A 20581-nucleotide genomic window follows, 5' to 3' on the forward strand; every position below is an offset into this window, starting at 1 on the left:
TTAAAATCAGGCATAATACGGCGTTCAAATTAACTACTGGCTTCAATGTTATGCGGGTATTAGGCATCGAATCATCTTGTGATGAAACTGGCATCGCTCTCTATGATACAGAGCGCGGATTGCTGGCGCATGCGCTATATAGCCAAATTGAAATGCATGCTGAATATGGTGGTGTAGTGCCCGAACTTGCCTCCCGAGATCATATCCGCAAAGCCTTACCCTTAATGCAAGAAGTGCTAGACCAAGCGGGTGTAAAACGCGACGAGATTGACGCTGTTGCATATACCGCAGGTCCCGGCCTTGTTGGGGCATTGTTAGTTGGCGCCGCTATTGGCCGTAGTTTGGCCTGGGCGTTAAATATTCCAGCGCTAGCGGTAAACCATATGGAAGGGCATCTGCTTTCCCCATTATTGGAAGACAACCCGCCGGCATTTCCATTTGTTTCTTTGCTTGTATCAGGTGGTCATACGCTTTTAGTTGATGTCAAAGGCGTAGGTGAATACGAATTATTGGGCGAATCAATTGATGACGCTGTAGGTGAAGCATTCGATAAGACGGCCAAAATGCTTGGGCTGGGTTATCCCGGCGGTCCCGCGTTAGCCAAACTAGCAACACGCGGTCGCCAAGGTATTTATGATTTTCCAAGACCTATGGTCAACCGTGCCGGTTTAGACTTTAGTTTTAGTGGCCTAAAAACCGCGGCATTAAATGCTTGGCACAATTCAGATCAAAGTGAACAGGCAAAAGCAGACATTGCTTTGGCTTTTGAAATTGCAGCCGTTGATACCTTGTTGATCAAGTGCAAAAGGGCATTAAAACAAACTGGCCATCAGCGTTTAGTGGTCGCAGGTGGTGTTAGTGCCAATACGTCATTGCGCGCAGCTTTAAACAGCATGAAAAACAAGCAAGTGTTTTATCCGCAAATGCAGTTTTGTAGCGATAATGGCGCCATGATTGCCTTTGCTGGCGCGATGCGTCATCAAGCTATGAACATAGAGACGCCAGCCGTGTTTAACGTACGCTCACGTTGGCCGCTTGATACCTTAACGCCGCCAGTATCAGCCTGACTTTTTCTCTTCGCCGGCTAATAGGCGCTGAATATTGCCACGATGACGCCACAAGAGCAGGGCGGCAATCACTAAAATTATCCATCGTGCGATGCTGCTATCAATCAGCCAAAGACTGTAAACAGGCACCAAGGTCGCCGCACAAATAGCTGACAGCGATGAAATACGGGTCGCGATAAATACCACTAGCCAAGTTAAAACACCGGCCAAAGCCAATAAAGGTGACAACGCCAAAAAAGCACCTAACGCCGTGGCAACACCTTTACCACCTTTAAATTGGAAAAAAACTGGATATAAATGGCCTAAAAATGCCAGTAAGGCGACCATGGTCAATAAAACAATATCTAATCCCAACAGTCGTCCAATAACGACCGGGATAACACCTTTGAGTACATCAATAACCAACACGGTTGCTGCTAACTTTTTGCCACCAATTCGCAAAACATTGGTCGCACCGGGGTTACCAGAACCCTGCGTGCGTGGATCAGGTAATCCTGCAACTTTGCAAAGAACAATCGCACTAGATAGTGAGCCAATCAGATAAGCGCCTAGCAACACTGCCAGCGCCAAAAGCGTGATTTCAGGCATGATATGATGAAACTCTAGTTAAAAATTAGCCTCATTATAGGCGCACAGTAGTTATTGCCACCAGTTAAAGCGACATTATGGATAAGATTTTTTTAAACAATTTACACATTGACACCATTATTGGTATTTACGATTGGGAACGTGAAACCAGGCAAACCCTTCGGTTTGATTTCGAGTTTGATTGGGATATCAGTGAAGCAGCAAAAACTGATGATATCGAACATACACTTGATTACGGTACTGTCGCCCAGCGGGTTGTCGCTTTTGTCTCTGCGAGTCGGTATTTACTGATTGAAAAATTGGCAGAAGAGGTGGCACAACTACTATTAACTGAGTTTCCCATCCCTAAACTCACGCTAACATTGAGTAAGCCAGTTCAATTGCACGGTCAGAATCAAGCGCAAATCCAAATCACTCGGACTAGGGCATGACTCAACAGGCATTCCTGATTGGTCTTGGCAGTAATATTGCGCCGGCAGAAAACATGGCTTTGATGGTCAAAGCTATCTTGCCGCATATCTCAGGAATCACCATCAGCCGCGTTCTGCAAACACCGCCTGTGGGAATGAATTCGCACCGCTATTTTTTAAATGCCGTTGCTTATATTGAAACATCCTTATGTGCGGAGAGTTTCAAAACCATTACCAATCAAATCGAAGCCGAAATGGGCAGGGATCGCAGTGATCCGGACAAAAAGCATAAAGACCGACCCGCCGATATCGATATTCTGTGCGCAGGCTCGGTCGAAGAATTAACAAAGAAACCTGCTAGCGCCATCACGGATGAGTATTTTCTCTACCCATTAATTGATGAATTGTTTGCGCATCTTGCTGGTAAGCGCTGCCCTAATATTCCTCAAGGCGTCAAAATAGATGCCGAATCCTTACTTTTTGGAGAGGCGCCTGCCACCATCAACGGGAATACTAACGCCGGTCATGAACGGGTTTTGTAATAAGCTTCGAATGGCTAGATAAACCGGCTCAGCACCACCCTCACGAGCTAATGGCGTTTCGGACAACATAGCCTGACGCACCGCCTCAGAATGACTTTCCGTAAATAAAACGGGCCCCGGCGCAACCGAGTTAACCTTAACGCGTGGCGCCAATTTTTTCGCCAACGCCAAAGTCATATTTTGTAAGCCAGCCTTTGTTGTGCCATAGCTGTCAAAGTTTGGCGTTGGGTTCTCAACATTAATATCCGTTATATGCACAATATCTGCTGGGTCACCATTTTCACCTTGTAACTGCTCAGCAATGCCTTGGTTAATAAGGAAAGGGGCGAGCATATGCACATTGAAAAAACCTTGGTATTGCTCCGCAGCAAGAGATAAATCGCTCTCTGTTGGTGTAAAACTCGATGCGTTATGAATGACTGCACGATAAGCTGGAAAGCGCGTTTTTAAGCTTTGCACAAAAGTTAAAATGGCTGCCGCATCTGAAAAATCGGCCTGAATGACAGAGATTCCTAGCTGGCGTAATGCTTCGACATCATCGGTATCGGTGCGGTAATGTGCTAAAACACGATAACCATCTTCATGTAATCGCTTGGCAATATGAAAACCAACACGTCGGCTACAGCCGGTTACTAAAACTGGATTTTGCACATTAAACGCCTATAAACCATGAAACCTAATAGCAAATTACCTGCTCCTGACCTGCAAGCGCAACAACATAGCCAGCAATTACAAAATGTCATTGTCGACCAAATTCAAGCTGCAGGCGGTTTGATCTCATTTGCCGACTTTATGCAAAGCTGTTTGTACTATCCTGGGCTTGGTTATTACAGCGCAGGTCTAAGCAAAATAGGTGAAGCAGGGGACTTCACAACTGCGCCAGAAATCAGCTCACTCTTTTCACAAGCATTAGCAAATCATATTGCTGACGTATTAAAGATCTCTGGAGGCGACTGCCTTGAGTTTGGTGCGGGCTCCGGACAAATGGCCATTGATGTTTTACTTAAACTCGCTGATCTCAATCAACTACCCGATAACTATTTCATTATAGAAGCGAGCGCTGACTTACGAGAAAGACAGCATTACTGTTTGAAAGAAAAATTAGGAGACCTATATTCACGGGTGGTTTGGCTGACACATTTACCCGAAACTTTTCACGGCGTTATCGTTGCCAATGAGGTTTGCGATGCCATGCCTGTTCACAGTTTTTATGCCGATAACTCGGTATTATTTGAACGCTTTGTTGGCTGGAACGGAGAAGCCTTTATTTGGCAGCATGTTGAATCCAGTGCTCCATTTGCCAGCCAAGTTGCTCAGCAATTACCGGTAAAACCGTACACCTTTGAGCTCAACTTGTTTGCTCAGGCATGGGTAAGCAGTCTGTCAGAAAAAATGATTTCAGGCGCTATTTTTGTGATTGATTACGGTTTCACGGAAAGTGAGTATTTTCATCCTCAGCGCTCAGCAGGGGGCATTCATTGTCATTTTCAACATCAAGTACATCATGATCCTCTAACGCTTATTGGTTTGCAAGATATAACTGCACATATCAACTTCAGTGATTTAGCTAATCATGCTCATCAACAGGGTATGCAAGTTTCTGGACTTCAAACACAAACTGACTTCTTGGTTGCCGGCGATATTCTGTCGTTGGCCTCACAACAAAATCTCAACGAGCTCGAGCAGTTACAATCAGCAGCAGCGTTAAAAAGGTTATTGCTACCAGAGCAAATGGGCAGCCTATTCAAGGTACTGACTTTAACTAAAAATATTCCTACGTTATATCGCCCTCAGGTGGGTGATTTACGCTGGCAACTCTAAAACCAGGCAATAAAAAAAGGCGCCGAAGCGCCTTTTTATGTCGAATATGTTGCTTAATTATTCAGCGGCTTTTAACTCTTCACGCAGCGCTTCAATTTCAGCTGACATTTCAAACAATATCTCTTTCAGATTTGCCATATCATCACGTAAGATCTGATTATCACGCTTGTTGCGAGCAATATCTTCACGTAATTCCGGGCTTAATGTACCGTCATCTAACTCACCTTGACGCTCACGAGCCGTTGCTAATACGGTTGGGATATCAATGACTAACCAGTCACTGCGCTCTTCACCCGTGGCTGGATCAACATAATATGCCTGACCATTATCTAAAGCGACTTGCTTATTAGGCTCAGAATCTACACGGCGCGTACCTGGCAATAATGGGTTTACACGGCGATCAATTTCCTGACCCGTGTACTGATCTTTTTCGCGATAATCCTCTTGCACAAGACCAAAGATGATATTCAAACGGCCCTGAGCATCAATGAATACACGACCGGTATTGGTTCTGCGCTCTCTAGCAATCGCGCCTTGATGGACACCTAAAGTCACATAAGTAATGTCTTCGCCGGTCTCCGCAATCGCTAAACCACGTGAAATGCCTGAGGATAAAATTTGTAACTCTCCCGGAGAGTATAAAGGTACCTGACGCTCACTGAGCAAAACTCTTTGGCTTATGTAAAGAGAGCTTAAAACTGTTTTTAAGTCTTCTTCAGCAATGGGATATGGATGTTGATTAGCAACACCTGATTGATCCCGAGGAACAACTTTTACGTACTGTAAATCAGATTCAAACAGGATTTTACCTTCGCTGGTCACGATAACCTCTGGGGTATCTTCTTTAGAAGAGCCACCACAGGCTGACAGCCCCAGCATCATTGTCATGCTGAGCGCGACGATGCCGCTGTATTTAACAAGACCACGCATAAACTATTCCTCTTTTAATTCAGTTGCTTATCGCCTTGGCGATGACTGTTTTCGGCTTTTGGTTCTCTGCATAACAATGTTTGCACCGACTGCCGCGGATCGTACCCTTCAAACAACACTTTGCATACCTGTTCAACAATCGGCATTTCAACACCAGCTTGTTGTGCTCGCATTAAAACTTCCCGTGCAGCATGCATACCTTCTACTGTTTTTCCAACTGTTTTAACTGCCTCTTCAACCGTTTGACCACGACCAATTGCAAGACCGAGCTGACGATTACGACTTTGATCATCGGTACAAGTCAAAATCAAATCACCCATACCCGACAAACCAAACATAGTTTGCGGATCAGCCCCTAAAACAGTCGCCAGACGCAAAATCTCTGCCATGCCTCGTGTTAATAATGCCGCTCTCGCATTAGCACCATATTGCAAACCGTCACTGATGCCCGCGGCAATTGCCAATACGTTTTTAACCGTGCCACCAATCTGCACGCCTAATACATCCGGCGACGTGTACGCTCGCAAGCTATTGCCATGCAGTGCGCTTGCAAGTGACTTGGCAAAGTCAGCATTATCTGACGCCACAGTTAAGGCTGTTGGTAACCCTGCGGCGACTTCAGCAGCAAAAGAGGGGCCCGAAATCACCGCTAAAGGATGATCTAAACCCAAAATACGCTTTGCTGTATCAACCAAAAAAGCACCCGTATTCGGCGTCAAACCTTTGGTTGCCCAACTTAGAGGGACACCCGCAGGTAGCCAAGGCTTTATTTGCGTTAATAATGTTGAAAAGCTATTGCTCGGTACAGACACCAAAACATGCTTACAGTTGCTAACCGCTTCTTGTAAGTCAGATTTGATTTCCAATGTATCTGGCAAGTTGATGCCGGGAATATAGGTCGTGTTACAACGCGTTTCATGCATAATCTGCAATTGCGCCGCATCACGTCCCCAAATCCAAGTTGGTTGCCCATTACGCGCAAGTGCAATAGCGAGTGCCGTTCCCCAAGCACCCGCCCCGATCACCAGCGTTGGCATCAAGTCAGCTTCCATGACATCAGTCATTTCTTGTGACGTTTAGTGGGTTTGTTCCTGCTGCGCTTTTTGGTGCATTTCTGCCATTGAGTCCAGTTTACGTTTGTAAACGGCATCAAAGTTGACTGGTGCCAATACTAATTGCGGGAAACCACCTTTAATGACCAGGTCAGAAACCACTTCACGGGCAAATGGGAAAACCGTATTAGGGCAATAGCTGCCTATTAATGGACCCATTTCTTCTTTGCTGTAACCAATCAGGCTGAAGATACCTGCTTGTTTCACTTCACAGATGAAAGCAACTTTATCATTCACTTTCGCTGTCACAGTGACGACCAAAACGATTTCGTGATTATCTTCATCGATTTGTGTGTATTCGTTACCTAACTGCAAATCTAATTGTGGTTTCCAATCTTCACGGAAAACCGCTGGAGAGTTAGGAGTTTCAAAAGAAACATCTTTGGTGTAAATCTTTTGAATAATGAAACGTGGCTGTTGTTCTTGTTGTGCCGCTGCGTTGTCTTCCGCCATGGGTTAAATCCTTGCGCTTTTGAGTTTAGTCTTAAATTTCAGGTTAGCATTGGGTCGAGCTTATTTGCCCGATCTAGTGCAAGCATATCAGTGTAACCACCGATGGGTTGATCGTTGATGAATATCTGCGGCACCGTACGTTGCTTACTTTTCTGCATCATTTCGTCACGCTTGGCTGGTTCTAAATCAACACGAATCTCAGTGTAGGACACGCCTTTACGATCCAAAAGTTGTTTAGCCATCACACAATAAGGACATTGTGCCGAAGAATAAACCGTTACATCTGCCATCAGTTACTCATCCAAATAAAGGTAATTTTGCTTCTCGCCAAGCGTGCAAGCCGCCTGACAATACATACACGTTGCTATAGCCTTTCGCTTTTAATTGCTTGGCTGCAACGCGTGCTCGTTGACCGCTATCACAAACAACCACTAATGCTTGTTCATTTTTCTTTAGTTTACTGAGGTGTTGCTCCATCTCAGCCTGCGGTACATTCACCGCATCTGCAATGTGTGACTTTGAATAAGCTTCAGCGTCACGAATATCAACAAAGCAACCTTTTTGCTGGTTAACAATATTCACTGCTTCGTTAACATCTACGGCTTTTACACCGCTCAGTTTTCGAGTCAGAACATCTGAGAATACTAGATAAAGTAACACGACAAAAAGTGTCGATAAAATCCAGTGATTAACGATAAATTCGCCTAAATTTTCCATTATTAAATCGTTCCAACTACTTTGTTAGTGCTAAATTTGGCGTTACGTGTGAACCGCAAATCCATATCGTTAACTATTGTCAGGTTAAGCGCTGAAAACAGCGACTTTATGCCTAGCATAAGCATGATATTTGGCAGACTCACCAACCAGTAACATCCCGGTAAAATTGTCATCATTACCAAGACGATAACTGTAATTCGCCACAAAAGGCCATATAATACACGCCATTGTCGTCGATTTGCAGGTATTGCTACTTTTCCTTGCTGCAAGCCACAACAACCGTGATTAAAGGATAACTACATGAGTCAGCCACGTCGTCCCTTAGCCCTGATTATTCTTGATGGCTGGGGCTACAGCGAAGATCCAAAACATAATGCTATCTTGGCCGCCCAAACACCTGTTTGGGATCAGCTCTGGCAGCAATACCCTCGCACGTTGATTAATGCATCTGGAGCAGGCGTTGGTTTACCGGGCGAACAAATGGGCAACTCTGAAGTTGGCCATTTAAACATTGGTGCCGGACGCGTTGTTTATCAAGAATTAACACGAATTGGTCAAGCCATCCAAACCGGCAGTTTTTTTGAAAATCCAACACTAACAGACGGTGTTGATGTTGCCGTTAAAGCAAACAAAGCCGTTCACATCATGGGCTTGTTATCAGATGGCGGTGTTCATAGTCACATCGAACATATTCAAGCGATGGTGCAATTGGCCGCACAACGTGGTGCAAAACATATTTATGTTCATGCTTTCTTGGATGGCCGTGATACACCACCTCGGAGTGCGCATGCAGCATTGGCAGCAATGGAAGAAACATACCAAACACTGGGTGTAGGCCAAACTGCAACCATCATTGGTCGCTTTTACGCTATGGATCGTGATCAACGCTGGAACCGTGTTGAACAAGCCTACCGTCTTATCAGTGAGGGTGAGGGTGAGTTTCAAGCAGTATCGGCAAAAGCAGGCCTTGATGCCGCCTATGCTCGTGATGAAAACGATGAGTTTGTTAAAGCAACCGTCATTGGTGATGCCGTCAAAATGCAGGACGGCGACAGCGTCTTTTTCATGAACTTCCGTGCCGATCGTGCACGGGAAATTAGCGAATGCTTCATCAAAGATGACTTTGGTGGTTTCGCCAAACCTAGAAATATTGATTTAGCGACCTTTGTAACGCTAACCGAATACAAAAAAGATTTCACTGCACCAGCGGCTTATCCGCCAGAAACTTTCACTAACCTGTTGGGTGATTATTTAGCACAGCTTGGTAAAACGCAGTTACGCATTGCTGAAACGGAAAAATATGCTCACGTCACCTTTTTCTTTAACGGTGGTCGCGATACCCCCTATGAGGGTGAAGAACGTATTTTGGTGCCATCGCCAAAAGTTGAAACCTATGATCAACAACCGGCGATGAGCGCTCCTGAAGTAGCTGAAAAGCTAGTAGCTGCGATTCACAGTGATAAATTTGACGTCATCATCTGTAATTTTGCCAATGCTGATATGGTTGGCCATACCGGTAATTTTGATGCTGCTGTAAAAGCCATTGAGACCGTTGACACTTGCTTAGGCCAAATTTGGCAAGCACTTGAGTCTGTTGGCGGTGAGATGATTGTGACAGCAGATCATGGTAATGCCGAAAAAATGCAGGATGATGAAAAAGGCCAAGCACATACTGCTCATACCAGTAATCTTGTGCCGCTTTTATATGCAGGCCGTCAAGCAAACTGTGCTGATTACGGCAATTTATCCGATATTGCGCCAACCATGCTTACTTTGATGGGATTACCTATTCCTGATGAGATGAGTAAACACTTACTTATCAAAGTAGCGGTTTAACTGCCTATATGCCCAATTACTTACTGCTGCTGTTTGGACTCATCATCACGACTGCTGTACAAGCAGATCAGCCTGCAAAAGAGTTAAATGAAGTTCAGAGTAAAATTAACGAACTAAACCAATCATTATCAGCGGACAAGAAAAGTAAAGAAGCACTTTACGAGCAGTTACGTAGTCAAAGCCTGAAAGTCTCAGAGATGAGTAAGGCTTTAACCACCACGCAACAAAACATCAAACAGCAAGACCAAAAAATTGCTGACTTAGAACGCGAGTTGGGCGAACAAAAATCACAGCAACAAGCACAACTGCAAGGGCTGAATAAGCAGCTTCGTGCAGCCTACATGCATGCGCAACCAGGCTATTTAAAAATTCTGTTGAATCAGCATGATCCCGCCTTAATTAGTCGCCAGCACACTTATTACCGCTACTTTCATGATGCGCGCCAAGCCCAAATCGCAGAAATTGATGTGCTATTAAATAATATTAGTGAAGAACAAAAGGCCGTTTTTGCCGCACAAAAAGAGATGGCACAAATGCTCACGGCACAAACCGCCCAACAAGAAAAGCTGACGGCTGAGAAAAAACAACGTGAGCAAACTCTGGCTGCGCTAGATAAAAAAATTAACTCTCAAGCTTCTGAATTAGCCGACCTGCAACAACAAGAGCAAGCACTACAAAAATTACTGGCTTCGTTAAATAAAAAATCTGTTGCTAAGCCACCCGTTACCAAACAACAGAAACCATTGGCTAACTTTTCAGGTCTCACAGGCAAATTACAGTGGCCATTGCGGGGCAAGTTACTTGCGCGCTATGGTGAGTCTAGAAATCTTGGTAAACTTCGGTGGAAGGGCATCATGATTGCCGCCAATACTGGTGAAACTGTTCGCGCCAGTGCTGCCGGCAGAGTGGTTTTTGCTGATTGGATGAAAGGCTTTGGCCTATTGATCATCGTCGATCATGGCGGCCAATTTATGAGTCTTTATGGCAATAACGACAGCCTGCTAAAGTCTGTGGGTGACATAGTAGACGCTGGCGAAACCATTGCACAAAGTGGTAACCAGGGGGTTCGCCAAATGGCTGGCCTGTATTTCGAAGTTCGTCACAAGGGCAGTCCTACTGACCCGCTAAAATGGCTGCAAAAGCAAAGCTAAGCTGCTAAACAAGGAATCAATATGAAGTTTGTAAAACGCGATATAAGCCTGCTGACCTCTGGTGCCTTATTAGGTATGACATTGATCTTCGGGCAAATGGTATTTGCCGATCGCTCCCCCGTACAACCAGACTTACCGATTGATGATTTACGGGCATTTTCGGAAATTTTTGGCCGTATTAAGAGCAGCTATGTCGAACCCGTTGAAGACAAAGAGCTGATTGAAAATGCCATTCGCGGCATGTTGTCAGGTCTAGACCCACATTCAAGCTACCTTGACCTTGAAGGTTTTAAAGAACTTCGTGAAGGCACCAGCGGTGAGTTTGGTGGCTTAGGTATCGAAGTTTCAATGGAAGATGGCTTTGTTAAAGTTGTTGCCCCGATTGATGACACACCAGCTGCCAAAGCTGGCGTGCAAGCTGGCGACCTCATCATTCGTCTGGATGAAAAACCTGTCAAAGGTATGTCGCTGAATGATGCTGTCGATATCATGCGCGGTGAACCAGGTAGCAAAATCCAGTTAACGATCATCCGCCAAGGTGAAGATAAGCCGCTGTCTGTCGAATTGACTCGCGCCGTCATCAAAGTAAAAAGCGTAAAGTTTGAAACGTTGGAGCCAGGCTATGGCTACCTCCGGATTTCTACATTCCAATCACCAACAGGTCAAAGTGTCCGTGACGCGCTGAGTGAGCTGAAAGAACAAAACGATGGCAAGTTAAAAGGTCTTGTTCTTGATTTACGTAATAATCCAGGTGGTGTTTTAGATGCCGCGGTAGAAGTCTCTGATGCCTTTATCAATAAAGGCATGATTGTTTACACCGAAGGCCGTATTGCTGATGCAGATCAGAAATTCCACGCGAAACCTGGCGACATGCTCAACGGTGCACCTATTATCGTTTTGGTTAATGGTGGTTCTGCCTCTGCATCTGAAATCGTTGCAGGCGCCTTACAGGATCATCACCGCGCAGTGATTCTTGGTAGCAAAACCTTTGGTAAAGGCTCTGTACAAACCGTGATGCCATTAACTAACGATACTGCGGTTAAGATGACAACAGCGCGTTATTACACGCCTAGTGGTCGTTCTATCCAGGCTGATGGTATTGAGCCAGACATCAAGGTCGAAGGTGTTCAGGTATCAGCAGCAGAAGAAAGTGAATTCACACCGCTTCGTGAAGCTGACTTGTCACACCATCTGATTAATGGTCAAAAACCAGAAGAAACAGAAGATGCAACTGATGCCGAAATGGATAATTTAACGGCAGAAGAGAAAAAAGAACTCCCTCTAGCGGTCAGAGATTACCCATTATCTCAAGCTTTAAACCTGCTCAAGGGAATGATGATTCTGCATCCACAACGTTAATAAAACGACCTATGAGCAAAGTTCTGATCCCGTTAGCAAATGGTTGTGAAGAACTAGAATCCGTAACGCTCATTGATTTATTACGTCGTGCACAAATTGAGGTCATCACCGCCAGTCTGGATGATGACCTCAATATTACGGCTAGCAGAGGTGTCAGACTTATCGCAGACACCTCGTTATCAGCTGTGCTGGCCGAAGACTTTGACATGATTGTCTTACCTGGCGGTCAACCTGGAACAGATAATCTTAACGCTGATAAGCGTATTCATTCACTACTGCAAAAGATGGCTGATAAGCATTGCTGGATTGCAGCAATCTGTGCCGCCCCGCTTGTATTGGCGCATGCCGGAATTCTCAATGGCTTTCGGGCAGTTGCTTATCCCGGCGTCTTACATACCGAGCAATGGCCTGAAATACAGCTTAATGATGATGCCGTAGTCATTGATGGGCATATCATCACGTCACGAGGCCCTGGTACCGCCATGGACTTTGCTCTTACGCTTATTGAACAACTTACTGATGCTGAAACCCGAAGTGAGGTAACAGCCGGTTTGGTACGGAGCTAAATCAACAAACTATGTTCAGTGTTAATGAAGCCGAATTATCGATCCTGCTAGTTGAACCATCATCAACACAGCTAAAAATTATCATGCGGCAACTGCAGCAAGCTGGTGTAAATAAAATTGATGGTGTAGAAAGTGGGGCAGAAGCGTTAGATATTATTCAGAAATATCCACCAGACTTAGTGATAAGTGCCATGTACCTACCGGATATGACTGCTGCCGATTTATTGCTACAAATTCGCAATGATGAGCAGCATCAAAACTGCAATTTCATGTTGATTTCTAGTGAAACGGACTTCAACACTTTAGAGCCATTACGCCAAGCAGGTGTTGTAGCGATACTGCCAAAACCTTTTGCTCCGGTTGATTTACAACGTGCATTACGCACGACACTCGACTTCCTTGACCCTCAAGAGTTGACTCTGGAAAGCTATGATGCAGCAAACTTAAGGGTATTGCTGGTTGATGACAGCCTTACCGCGCGAAATCATATTGGCCGCGTTTTACAGGATCTCGGTATTGGCTACGTTGCCAAAGCTGAAAGTGGTGATGCCGCGATTAATTTGCTGCAAGAAGATGATTTTGATCTGGTGATTACCGATTTAAATATGCCGGGCATGGATGGACAAGCGCTAACGCAATACATACGTAATGAGCTTGGTAATAGTTTTATTCCTGTTTTGATGGTCACCAGTGAGCAAAATGAAACGCGCTTAGGTCAAGTTCAACAAGCAGGTATTTCGGCGTTACTTGATAAGCCTTTTGAACCACAATCAATTCGCGAAACATTACACCGGGTCTTGGATGAGTCTATCTGACCCAATTCAAATAAGTGGTATTGGCTATACTCTGTATCATCACACCCAAAATACATGAATATATTTCATCTAACTCGTAATTAATTTCATTATTCTTCATGGATATGGCTGGATACAATGTCGTTTTGTTCAGGAGCGACATATGGCACTCATACATAACCTTGGGTTTCCTCGTATTGGTCAACAGCGCGAACTGAAATTCTCTCTCGAGAAATTCTGGCGCGGCGAACAAGATGAAAGATCTTTGTTGGAAACGGGTGCCAAGCTTCGTAAGCATCATTGGAAACTTCAGCAAGACCTCGATCTCTCACCGGTAGGTGATTTTAGCCTCTATGATCATGTGCTTGATACCAGCGCAATGCTTGACAATTTGCCGACCAGAACACAAAAGGGGACGCCATTACAGCAATACTTTCTTGCTGCCCGTGGGCAGGCAGATACCACTTCCTGTGGTCATACTTCAGCCGCCTCGATGACTAAATGGTTTAACAGCAACTATCATTACTTGGTACCTGAGTTTAGCGCCAAAACCGAATTTTCAGCCAACCCTGAAAACTTGCTTAGCCAATGGCATGAATCGCAGGCACAAGGCATCAGAGGTAAAGTTGTTTTGCTTGGCCCCCTAAGCTACCTAAAACTAGGTAAAGTCACGGATAACAGTGACGTATTGGCATTATTACCCTCACTATTGGCATGCTACGTAGAGATTCTCCAACATCTTGCTAGTGCTGGCGTAGAGTGGGTCCAAATCGATGAGCCTATTTTAGTAACGGACCTTGAGAAACCATGGCAAAACGCCTTTAAGCAAGCTTATTCCACACTAAATACATCGTCTGTTAAGTTATTGTTAACCAGCTATTTTGGTCAGCTAGACGATAACCTCCAACTAGTTTGCAACCTCCCCGTCAATGGGATTCATATCGATGTGGTGAGTGATGGTCGAGACGAAATTAGCAAAATCGTTGATTTACTCTCTGCAGACCAAGTGATTTCTCTCGGGATAATTGATGGTCGCAATATCTGGAAAACCGATCTGCAAGATTGGTTGAAGGTTTTACAACCGCTACAGCAAAGGTTTGGTGACCGCTTATGGTTAGCACCAAGTTGTTCGCTTTTACATGTACCTGTCGATCTCAACGCGGAAACTGCCATCGAACCGGAAATACAAAGCTGGTTAGCGTTTGCCGTACAAAAAATTGAAGAGCTTAAGTTACTACAAAACGTCTTAAATAATGGTTTAGATGCCGTTGCAGACGCTTTTAATTCACACCAACAAGCTATTGAAAGCCGACGTCACTCATTGCTGACACACACCACTGTCGTTCGGGATCGCGTGGCCAATATTCAACCCGGTATGACTGAGCGTCAAAGCCCCTATTTACAACGTGCAATAGTCCAACAGCAGCGATTAAATCTACCGCTATTACCAACAACAACGATTGGCTCTTTTCCTCAAACAACTGAGATCCGCCAAGTTCGCTCACGATTTAAGCAAGGCAAAGTTACCTCGACTGACTACAAAACAGCCATCCGTCAAAACATTGCTGAGTGTATTCAAGTTCAAGAGCAACTCGGTATCGACGTTTTAGTGCATGGTGAAGCCGAACGAAATGACATGGTGGAATACTTTGGTGAGCAGCTCAATGGCTTTACTTTTAGCCAAAACGGCTGGGTGCAATCCTATGGTTCACGTTGTGTTAAACCACCCATTTTATTTGGTGATGTTTCCCGGCCTAAACCCATGACTGTTCAATGGGCAAAATACGCACAAAGCCTAAGTAACAAACCTGTTAAAGGCATGTTGACTGGCCCTGTCACAATCCTGAATTGGTCTTTTGTTCGTGATGACCAGCCACGCTCGGAAACTTGCCAGCAAATTGCATTGGCAATGCGTGATGAAGTTGAGGACTTAGCGGGAGCAGGCATTAGTATCATTCAAATTGATGAAGCGGCATTACGAGAAGGCTTACCATTACGCCAACGTGATTGGCAGCATTATTTAGATTGGGCGGTAAACAGTTTCCGTCTTACCGCAAATAGTGTCAGTGATGATGTTCAGGTCCACACGCATATGTGTTATTCACAATTTAATGACATTATTGAAGCAATCGCGAAAATGGATGCAGATGTCATCACGATCGAAACATCTCGCGGCCAGATGCATTTACTTGATGCATTTGAAGCCTTTGATTATCCCAATGCTATCGGTCCTGGGGTTTACGATATTCATAGTCCCAACATCCCTGATAGCGAATCCATTAGTGGTTTGCTTACTGCCGCACAAAACTATATCCCACTGGAACGTTTATGGGTTAACCCAGACTGCGGTTTAAAAACCAGACGCTGGGAAGAAGTAACCCCAGCATTAAAAGCGATGGTCAATGCGGCCAAGTCCTATCGGCAACGACTTACTTCCTAGAATCAATCGTCAGGCATAGTAAGTAGGTCTGGTCACATGCGTGTGACTGGCCTACTGCCAATCTTGAGGCAGACTGTCTTCCAAGAACCGATAAAATGCCTCAACTTTTGGCGTTCGGGAAAACCTGTCAGCAACACAAAAGTAAAAGGTAAGTGGGGCAGCGGCATCCTCAACGCCCGGCGCTAAATCAGCATTAAATAATTGCTTTAATAAGCCTTGCTCGACATAGGGTTTCGCCACAAATTCAGCCAGACGAGCAATGCCACCACCCTCGGCAGCAATCCTTGCCAAAATATCAATGTCATCACTAATTAGTGCAGCACGAATTTCAGGCTCATAGCGCTGCCCATCACGAATAAATACCCATGGCAAAACACGCCCCTCAACCGGAATACGAAAAACCAAAGAGTCATGCTGCCTTAAGGCCTGAGCAGACTCCGGACAACCATGTTTTGCCAGATAAGAGGGTGCCGCACAAAACATAAACGGCACAGTGGCTAATTTATGTGCAACCAAGCCTTCTTCTACTTGTTGGTTAATACGGATACTGACATCAATACCTTCTTGAATATGATCCGTTCGGCGATCAGTTGCAACGATCTCAATAGTGACCGCGGGATACTTTGCCATAAAGGCTGGAATCATCGGCGCTAATACATAACGGGCAAAAGCGGCCGAACAAGCCACTTTTAATTTACCAGCCACTTTGCCATGAATCGCTGACACAGCCTGTTCGGCAAGTGTTAACTCCTGAATTAAGCCTTTAACTCGCTGGTAATAGACTTCGCCAGCATCGGTTAGCGCCAAGCTTCTTGTTGTGCGGGTTAATAAACGCACACCTAATGACTTTTCAAGGCGCGCAATATTCTGGCTGGCTGCAGCGGCACTGATATTCAGTAAACGTGCGGCGCCAGCGATACTACCGCTGTCGACAGCCCGAACAAAACTTTCTACACCTCGCAACGTATCCATAAGCACATCCTGACAATATCCTTAGTATTAATAAGTATCACTTATTAATCTTGATAGGGCCAGACCACTAATTTTTGGCAGCAGAGATCTCTACAATGCCACGTCATTAGATCAGGAGGTCGATATGTCTCTACAAAAAATGAATAACCTACCAGTCAGCAGAAAACTGCCTGCAAAGCTTTTACCATGGGTATTTAGTTTGTATATGTCGGCCATCATGGCGGCATTGATGAGCCTGATTATTACCGCTGTTAATCAGGGCTTCTCGAATGAATATCTAATCTCGGCACTGCATGCTTACCAAGTTGCGATGCCATCAGCCTTCGCCTGCTTACTCGTCGTGAGACCTTTGGTTGGAAAACTCGTTGCCGCTACGGTGAGCGCTGAGTATTAAGCTAATGCCTGCCGCCGAAACGTTTGGTTATTTAACTGCTTTTGGACCTGCATCGCCAGATGTGGGTCCAAACGTCGTTGGCGCTGTCTATCTGGACACAATGCACTTCTAAACCCCAAATAATCCGCACCTAAGCCTTTCAACACGGCGATATCATCAAGCTTTAACGCACCCGCCAAACCACACAACTTGCCATTTGAAACTACCAATTGCACAAATTCAGCGAGCAACTCTTCAGGCATATGATCAAGCAATGTTTTGCCATTTTTTTCTGCGGTATCTAACATAACACCAGAAAAATTGCTGTTTAAAATAGTAGTAAGCGCTGACTGACTGTTTTCATCATCTACAAATAAAACAGCAATTACTGGGGTGGTAAAGTGCTGTAGGAAGTCATTTAACTTAGTAACTTGCTCTGGTAATTTTTTGCTTTCAAAAATACCCACCTTGAGATAATCCACGCCGCTCGACTGCATTGCTTGTAAGGCTGAAATGATAGTTTCTGCCTGCATCGGCAAGTCACCAACCGTTGCACTCGTCAGGCAACGGTCCTTTACCCAATCAACGATTTCTGTAACCGTCCCGACAGGCAAAGCACCCAAAGCGCCTTGATCGGGTTGTTTCATATCCAACATATCAGGCAAACAAGATGAAAGTTGTTGTGCTTCGGCCAGGGACTTTACACTGGCAAGCCACTGCCTCGTATCACTCATACAAGTCTGCCTGTTTGAGTTTTTCCATCAGCCATTCCCATGCCTCAAGCTCACGTTCACCCGCTGTTTTATCAATGGCAATTTGTAGGTATTGACGTTCTTGGGTGAATTTTTCTTTTGGCAACATCCCGATACGACTTACTAAAATAGCGGCTTCGATAACTGCACTTTGCGCTCTGTTGTAACCACGAAATGGCTGATGTGTAACTTCATGTTTTACCGCGGCTTTAAAACAAGCTCTTGGATCACCATCATCAATCTCAACCACCTCTAACTCTGTGTGTGCGAGAGCAGACTGCAAATACTGGCCTTGGATTTTTTCACAAGATAACGTTGGCCAAGATCTTCTACCAGTAAGCGCGCCCGCATAGACTCTGACATCATCAGTGTAATTAATGACACATTGCCCATGTCGACGCAGATTATCGTATGTAGATGATGGTTTAAAAGGCTTAATCAGGAAGTGACCATTTACTTCTGAAATCCCCATAGGCGCATGATGTGCACTGCCATCGGCAGCCTGCGTGGTGACTATCACTTCGTGAATTTTACTTTTTAACCGGTCCACACTGGCTCCGTTGTTTTGGTTTTTTTGCTGGTTTTTCGACTGGCCCACATTGAATACGTTTTTGTTTCTTCAATGTTGTGCCTTCTGCTGTTTGCTCTTTCATATCTTCTTCAGCAAATTGCACTGCCGTTCCCCAACGTAATGGTTCATCTTGGGTATAGCGCTTGCCTAATTGCCATGCGATCTCTGCTCTCGCTAATTCAACACCAAGATAAAACGCGTGACCGGGATCATTTTCAACAGCCAAATTCGGATAAAACGAAAAAGGATCAATATCGTGCTGAATACCATCGCGATTAAATAAGTGAATACCACTGGCATTTACTTTGATCCGATAATTGGGATCTTTAACCGTTTCATACAGGGCGTGAATTTCTTCATCCGTATCGGTAAATGGTCGTCGCTCATGATGCACCATAAGTTCATCTGAGATATCTCTAGGTAGACTATTGTCTTGCTTGGCCGCATACATCATGCGTCGAGCGATATCAGCTTCTCGAATCGCATTACGAGCATGGGGGCTAACCTCAGTTGCCAATACATGAGTGATATCTAGCTCAGAGATCATGCCAAATAACATGGCATTCACGCCGGTAGTATCCGCATCAGTTAGTTCTGTGAGATTACCAACGCCCATCATAATTTTGGCTTCTGGATAACGCTTTCTCAATTCGTGATATCGCACAACTGAATTGGTAAAACCAAAATGCAGCGGATCTAAAATGGGGTCGGCTATCCAAGGTTTACCAAGTTTATCCATTGCCTCCATCGCTCTTTCTAGCGACGCAAGACTGCCCATGTTTTGTGGTGAAGGCACCAAGATTGGTACAGCATCGGTTTCTTCAGCAAGGGCTAAAGTATCTTCACTCAAGCTTAATAAAAAGTCTGCACCCGCTTTAGATGCACGGCGCAGATCATCAAGTGATAGTGAGTCAACACTTACCTTAAACCCATTCTCATGTAAGGCAACAATAGCTTCCTCCATATGAGGAAACCGCTCTTCTGGCAAGCAACCGATATCAATAACGTTGGCACCATTACTCGCATAATATTTTGCTCGGTCAATGATGCTGTCGATGCTACGCTGCGGCGCATCAACAATCTCGGCAAAGATTTGTACTTCGTAACTACTCATATCAACAGCCTTTTTGGCACGACCAAAAAACAGCGGTAAATCTTTGATTTCCTCGGGTCCTCGCTCAACTGTGATACCAAGATCAGTACTTAAAGATTCCAGATCACCACGACAACGTCCTGGCACGATAATACGGTTATATCCTTGGTAGTCTTCTGGCTTTAGCCTGCGACCTATCATTTTATCGGTCATCAATGCCGCTACGGATAAGCCGAGCTGGTGAATGCGATATTCAAACGGCAAAGGTTGCATCTGCTCTAAAACTTTATGCACGCTGGCTTCTGCCAGCTTGCCCGTTAGAAACAGAACTTTCTCAGCCATGAGATGTATTAACTTCCTCCAGACGGGCCTTGAGGGCCAGTTTTAGTGCTTCAGAACTTTCAACCACAGTCGTAGCCTCAAATTGTTTTAAAGCCTCTGTATGGGCCAAATCTATCTGTCTAGGCCATAGTCTGACAATACGATCAGGAGCAGGGGTATCAACTTCTGGAATGGCATCGCATGCCAAGACAATACTCGGCACCCGGCACTTACCTGCTTGGGCATAGACATTAGTAACCAAGGTGTCGGAAATCCCTAACACCATTTTGGCTACGGTATTTGAGGTGGCGGGTGCGACCACTAATGTGTGGTAATCACCTCGGTAAAATAAACCGACAGGCGGCGCGCTGGCAGCACGATCATGATAGTAGCGACTGCCGCCACCACTTAGTGATTTAGGATCATGGCCATACATGCGCACAACTTCTTCGCCGGCACGGCTGTAAAACAAATCCACCTCGTCCAAATCACGGATAATTTCCAAACATTCTTCGAGGTAATGTCCGGAACCGGTAACCGCCCAGGCCAGACGGGGTCGCTCAGGCCGTGCTTGCATGCTGGCATCTCTAAATTAGCTAATAAACGTTAAATTTTGCCAGAGTCAGCATCCCGAGTAAAAATTAACATAGGTTGCGTAAACCTAATACGTTAGAATAAATGATATAAAGTAATTGCAACGGATTGATTGGAGT

General features: G+C 45.0%; 23 protein-coding genes. 11 read left to right on the forward strand and 12 right to left on the reverse strand.

What is annotated here, in order from left to right; translation table 11 throughout:
* Window positions 1-50: 50 nt before the first annotated feature.
* Window positions 51-1067 (forward strand): tRNA (adenosine(37)-N6)-threonylcarbamoyltransferase complex transferase subunit TsaD, encoded by a 1017-nt coding sequence (tsaD, locus tag OMP94_RS05410; RefSeq protein WP_266276933.1) that lies wholly within the window; start codon window positions 51-53, stop codon window positions 1065-1067.
* Here the strand turns inward: tsaD and plsY are convergent.
* Window positions 1059-1655: a glycerol-3-phosphate 1-O-acyltransferase PlsY gene (gene plsY / locus OMP94_RS05415; protein WP_266276935.1), complete on the reverse strand. Its 597-nt coding sequence runs from the start codon at window positions 1653-1655 to the stop codon at window positions 1059-1061. The genes tsaD and plsY overlap by 9 nt on opposite strands.
* 77 nt (window positions 1656-1732) lie before the next feature.
* Between plsY and folB the strand changes: the two genes are divergently transcribed.
* Both folB and folK read left to right on the forward strand, forming a co-directional pair.
* Entirely contained in the window at window positions 1733-2086 is a 354-nt protein-coding gene (folB, locus tag OMP94_RS05420) for a dihydroneopterin aldolase (RefSeq protein WP_266276937.1), read from the forward strand.
* The gene (folK, locus tag OMP94_RS05425) at window positions 2083-2607 is read left to right on the forward strand and encodes a 2-amino-4-hydroxy-6-hydroxymethyldihydropteridine diphosphokinase (RefSeq protein WP_266276941.1); all 525 of its coding nucleotides are present in this window, start codon (window positions 2083-2085) and stop codon (window positions 2605-2607) included. The genes folB and folK overlap by 4 nt, the downstream gene beginning before the upstream one ends.
* Here folK and OMP94_RS05430 read toward each other — a convergent pair.
* Window positions 2539-3258, reverse strand: a complete 720-nt coding sequence (locus OMP94_RS05430) for an SDR family oxidoreductase (protein ID WP_266276943.1) — start codon at window positions 3256-3258, stop codon at window positions 2539-2541. The two genes, folK and OMP94_RS05430, sit on opposite strands and share 69 nt — an antisense overlap.
* Window positions 3259-3276: 18 nt before the next feature.
* On the opposite strand from OMP94_RS05430, the gene OMP94_RS05435 reads away from it, so the two are divergent.
* Window positions 3277-4428 (forward strand): class I SAM-dependent methyltransferase, encoded by a 1152-nt coding sequence (locus OMP94_RS05435; RefSeq protein WP_266276945.1) that lies wholly within the window; start codon window positions 3277-3279, stop codon window positions 4426-4428.
* 57 nt (window positions 4429-4485) lie between these two features.
* Here OMP94_RS05435 and OMP94_RS05440 read toward each other — a convergent pair whose 3' ends face one another.
* From OMP94_RS05440 to OMP94_RS05460, 5 genes are read right to left on the reverse strand one after another with little or no spacing between them, the layout of a single operon-like run.
* Window positions 4486-5358, reverse strand: a complete 873-nt coding sequence (locus OMP94_RS05440) for a hypothetical protein (protein ID WP_266276965.1) — start codon at window positions 5356-5358, stop codon at window positions 4486-4488.
* Between the two features lie 14 nt (window positions 5359-5372).
* Window positions 5373-6422, reverse strand: coding sequence for an NAD(P)H-dependent glycerol-3-phosphate dehydrogenase (locus OMP94_RS05445; RefSeq protein ID WP_266276967.1), 1050 nt, complete (start codon window positions 6420-6422; stop codon window positions 5373-5375).
* Window positions 6423-6434: 12 nt separating this feature from the next.
* The gene (secB, locus tag OMP94_RS05450; protein ID WP_266276969.1) at window positions 6435-6923 is read right to left on the reverse strand and encodes a protein-export chaperone SecB; all 489 of its coding nucleotides are present in this window, start codon (window positions 6921-6923) and stop codon (window positions 6435-6437) included.
* Between the two features lie 38 nt (window positions 6924-6961).
* Window positions 6962-7213 (reverse strand): glutaredoxin 3, encoded by a 252-nt coding sequence (gene grxC, locus OMP94_RS05455; protein WP_266276971.1) that lies wholly within the window; start codon window positions 7211-7213, stop codon window positions 6962-6964.
* A 7-nt stretch (window positions 7214-7220) separates the two neighbouring features.
* On the reverse strand, window positions 7221-7640 hold the full coding sequence (locus OMP94_RS05460; protein WP_266276973.1) for a rhodanese-like domain-containing protein: 420 nt from the start codon (window positions 7638-7640) through the stop codon (window positions 7221-7223).
* A gap of 300 nt (window positions 7641-7940) precedes the next feature.
* Here OMP94_RS05460 and gpmI point away from each other — a divergent pair, with 300 nt between their 5' ends.
* From gpmI to metE, 6 genes are all read left to right on the forward strand, one after another.
* On the forward strand, window positions 7941-9476 hold the full coding sequence (gene gpmI / locus OMP94_RS05465) for a 2,3-bisphosphoglycerate-independent phosphoglycerate mutase (RefSeq protein WP_266276975.1): 1536 nt from the start codon (window positions 7941-7943) through the stop codon (window positions 9474-9476).
* Window positions 9477-9484: 8 nt separating this feature from the next.
* Window positions 9485-10627, forward strand: a complete 1143-nt coding sequence (locus OMP94_RS05470; RefSeq protein WP_266276977.1) for a murein hydrolase activator EnvC family protein — start codon at window positions 9485-9487, stop codon at window positions 10625-10627.
* A gap of 21 nt (window positions 10628-10648) precedes the next feature.
* On the forward strand, window positions 10649-11986 hold the full coding sequence (locus tag OMP94_RS05475) for a S41 family peptidase (protein ID WP_323135059.1): 1338 nt from the start codon (window positions 10649-10651) through the stop codon (window positions 11984-11986).
* 11 nt (window positions 11987-11997) lie between these two features.
* On the forward strand, window positions 11998-12552 hold the full coding sequence (locus OMP94_RS05480) for a DJ-1 family glyoxalase III (RefSeq protein WP_266276979.1): 555 nt from the start codon (window positions 11998-12000) through the stop codon (window positions 12550-12552).
* A gap of 11 nt (window positions 12553-12563) precedes the next feature.
* On the forward strand, window positions 12564-13367 hold the full coding sequence (locus OMP94_RS05485; protein ID WP_266276981.1) for a response regulator: 804 nt from the start codon (window positions 12564-12566) through the stop codon (window positions 13365-13367).
* A gap of 142 nt (window positions 13368-13509) precedes the next feature.
* A complete protein-coding gene (gene metE, locus OMP94_RS05490; protein ID WP_266276983.1) occupies window positions 13510-15786 on the forward strand; it encodes a 5-methyltetrahydropteroyltriglutamate--homocysteine S-methyltransferase in 2277 nt (758 codons plus the stop codon).
* Window positions 15787-15837: 51 nt separating this feature from the next.
* Here the strand turns inward: metE and OMP94_RS05495 are convergent, their stop codons facing one another.
* Window positions 15838-16758, reverse strand: a complete 921-nt coding sequence (locus OMP94_RS05495) for a LysR family transcriptional regulator (protein WP_266276985.1) — start codon at window positions 16756-16758, stop codon at window positions 15838-15840.
* A gap of 124 nt (window positions 16759-16882) precedes the next feature.
* Between OMP94_RS05495 and OMP94_RS05500 the strand changes: the two genes are divergently transcribed.
* Window positions 16883-17152, forward strand: coding sequence for a DUF2798 domain-containing protein (locus OMP94_RS05500; RefSeq protein WP_266276987.1), 270 nt, complete (start codon window positions 16883-16885; stop codon window positions 17150-17152).
* Here OMP94_RS05500 and OMP94_RS05505 read toward each other — a convergent pair.
* From OMP94_RS05505 to OMP94_RS05520, 4 genes are read right to left on the reverse strand one after another with little or no spacing between them, the layout of a single operon-like run.
* A complete protein-coding gene (locus OMP94_RS05505) occupies window positions 17149-17865 on the reverse strand; it encodes a (5-formylfuran-3-yl)methyl phosphate synthase (protein ID WP_266276989.1) in 717 nt (238 codons plus the stop codon). The genes OMP94_RS05500 and OMP94_RS05505 overlap by 4 nt on opposite strands.
* Window positions 17858-18433 (reverse strand): DUF447 domain-containing protein, encoded by a 576-nt coding sequence (locus OMP94_RS05510; RefSeq protein ID WP_266276991.1) that lies wholly within the window; start codon window positions 18431-18433, stop codon window positions 17858-17860. Before OMP94_RS05510 ends, OMP94_RS05505 begins: the two co-directional genes overlap by 8 nt.
* Window positions 18414-19889, reverse strand: coding sequence for a DUF6513 domain-containing protein (locus tag OMP94_RS05515; protein WP_266276993.1), 1476 nt, complete (start codon window positions 19887-19889; stop codon window positions 18414-18416). The genes OMP94_RS05510 and OMP94_RS05515 overlap by 20 nt, the downstream gene beginning before the upstream one ends.
* Window positions 19882-20445 carry a flavoprotein gene (locus OMP94_RS05520; RefSeq protein ID WP_266276995.1) on the reverse strand — a complete coding sequence of 188 codons (564 nt, stop codon included), beginning with the start codon at window positions 20443-20445 and terminating at the stop codon, window positions 19882-19884. Before OMP94_RS05520 ends, OMP94_RS05515 begins: the two co-directional genes overlap by 8 nt.
* Window positions 20446-20581: the final 136 nt, after the last annotated feature.

Source organism: Methylophaga sp. OBS3 (genome assembly GCF_026319325.1).
Lineage (GTDB): Bacteria > Pseudomonadota > Gammaproteobacteria > Nitrosococcales > Methylophagaceae > Methylophaga.

Excerpts from the sequence above, each read along its gene's own strand:
- tsaD (WP_266276933.1), top strand. The coding sequence starts at position 51 with ATGCGGGTATTAGGCATCGAATCATCTTGTGATGAAACTGGCATCGCT.
- plsY (WP_266276935.1), bottom strand. The coding sequence starts at position 1,655 with ATGCCTGAAATCACGCTTTTGGCGCTGGCAGTGTTGCTAGGCGCTTAT.
- folB (WP_266276937.1), top strand. The coding sequence starts at position 1,733 with ATGGATAAGATTTTTTTAAACAATTTACACATTGACACCATTATTGGT.
- folK (WP_266276941.1), top strand. The coding sequence starts at position 2,083 with ATGACTCAACAGGCATTCCTGATTGGTCTTGGCAGTAATATTGCGCCG.
- OMP94_RS05435 (WP_266276945.1), top strand. The coding sequence starts at position 3,277 with ATGAAACCTAATAGCAAATTACCTGCTCCTGACCTGCAAGCGCAACAA.
- OMP94_RS05440 (WP_266276965.1), bottom strand. The coding sequence starts at position 5,358 with ATGCGTGGTCTTGTTAAATACAGCGGCATCGTCGCGCTCAGCATGACA.
- OMP94_RS05445 (WP_266276967.1), bottom strand. The coding sequence starts at position 6,422 with ATGACTGATGTCATGGAAGCTGACTTGATGCCAACGCTGGTGATCGGG.
- secB (WP_266276969.1), bottom strand. The coding sequence starts at position 6,923 with ATGGCGGAAGACAACGCAGCGGCACAACAAGAACAACAGCCACGTTTC.
- grxC (WP_266276971.1), bottom strand. The coding sequence starts at position 7,213 with ATGGCAGATGTAACGGTTTATTCTTCGGCACAATGTCCTTATTGTGTG.
- OMP94_RS05460 (WP_266276973.1), bottom strand. The coding sequence starts at position 7,640 with ATGGAAAATTTAGGCGAATTTATCGTTAATCACTGGATTTTATCGACA.
- gpmI (WP_266276975.1), top strand. The coding sequence starts at position 7,941 with ATGAGTCAGCCACGTCGTCCCTTAGCCCTGATTATTCTTGATGGCTGG.
- OMP94_RS05470 (WP_266276977.1), top strand. The coding sequence starts at position 9,485 with ATGCCCAATTACTTACTGCTGCTGTTTGGACTCATCATCACGACTGCT.
- OMP94_RS05475 (WP_323135059.1), top strand. The coding sequence starts at position 10,649 with ATGAAGTTTGTAAAACGCGATATAAGCCTGCTGACCTCTGGTGCCTTA.
- OMP94_RS05480 (WP_266276979.1), top strand. The coding sequence starts at position 11,998 with ATGAGCAAAGTTCTGATCCCGTTAGCAAATGGTTGTGAAGAACTAGAA.
- OMP94_RS05485 (WP_266276981.1), top strand. The coding sequence starts at position 12,564 with ATGTTCAGTGTTAATGAAGCCGAATTATCGATCCTGCTAGTTGAACCA.
- metE (WP_266276983.1), top strand. The coding sequence starts at position 13,510 with ATGGCACTCATACATAACCTTGGGTTTCCTCGTATTGGTCAACAGCGC.
- OMP94_RS05495 (WP_266276985.1), bottom strand. The coding sequence starts at position 16,758 with ATGGATACGTTGCGAGGTGTAGAAAGTTTTGTTCGGGCTGTCGACAGC.
- OMP94_RS05500 (WP_266276987.1), top strand. The coding sequence starts at position 16,883 with ATGTCTCTACAAAAAATGAATAACCTACCAGTCAGCAGAAAACTGCCT.
- OMP94_RS05505 (WP_266276989.1), bottom strand. The coding sequence starts at position 17,865 with ATGAGTGATACGAGGCAGTGGCTTGCCAGTGTAAAGTCCCTGGCCGAA.
- OMP94_RS05515 (WP_266276993.1), bottom strand. The coding sequence starts at position 19,889 with ATGGCTGAGAAAGTTCTGTTTCTAACGGGCAAGCTGGCAGAAGCCAGC.
- OMP94_RS05520 (WP_266276995.1), bottom strand. The coding sequence starts at position 20,445 with ATGCAAGCACGGCCTGAGCGACCCCGTCTGGCCTGGGCGGTTACCGGT.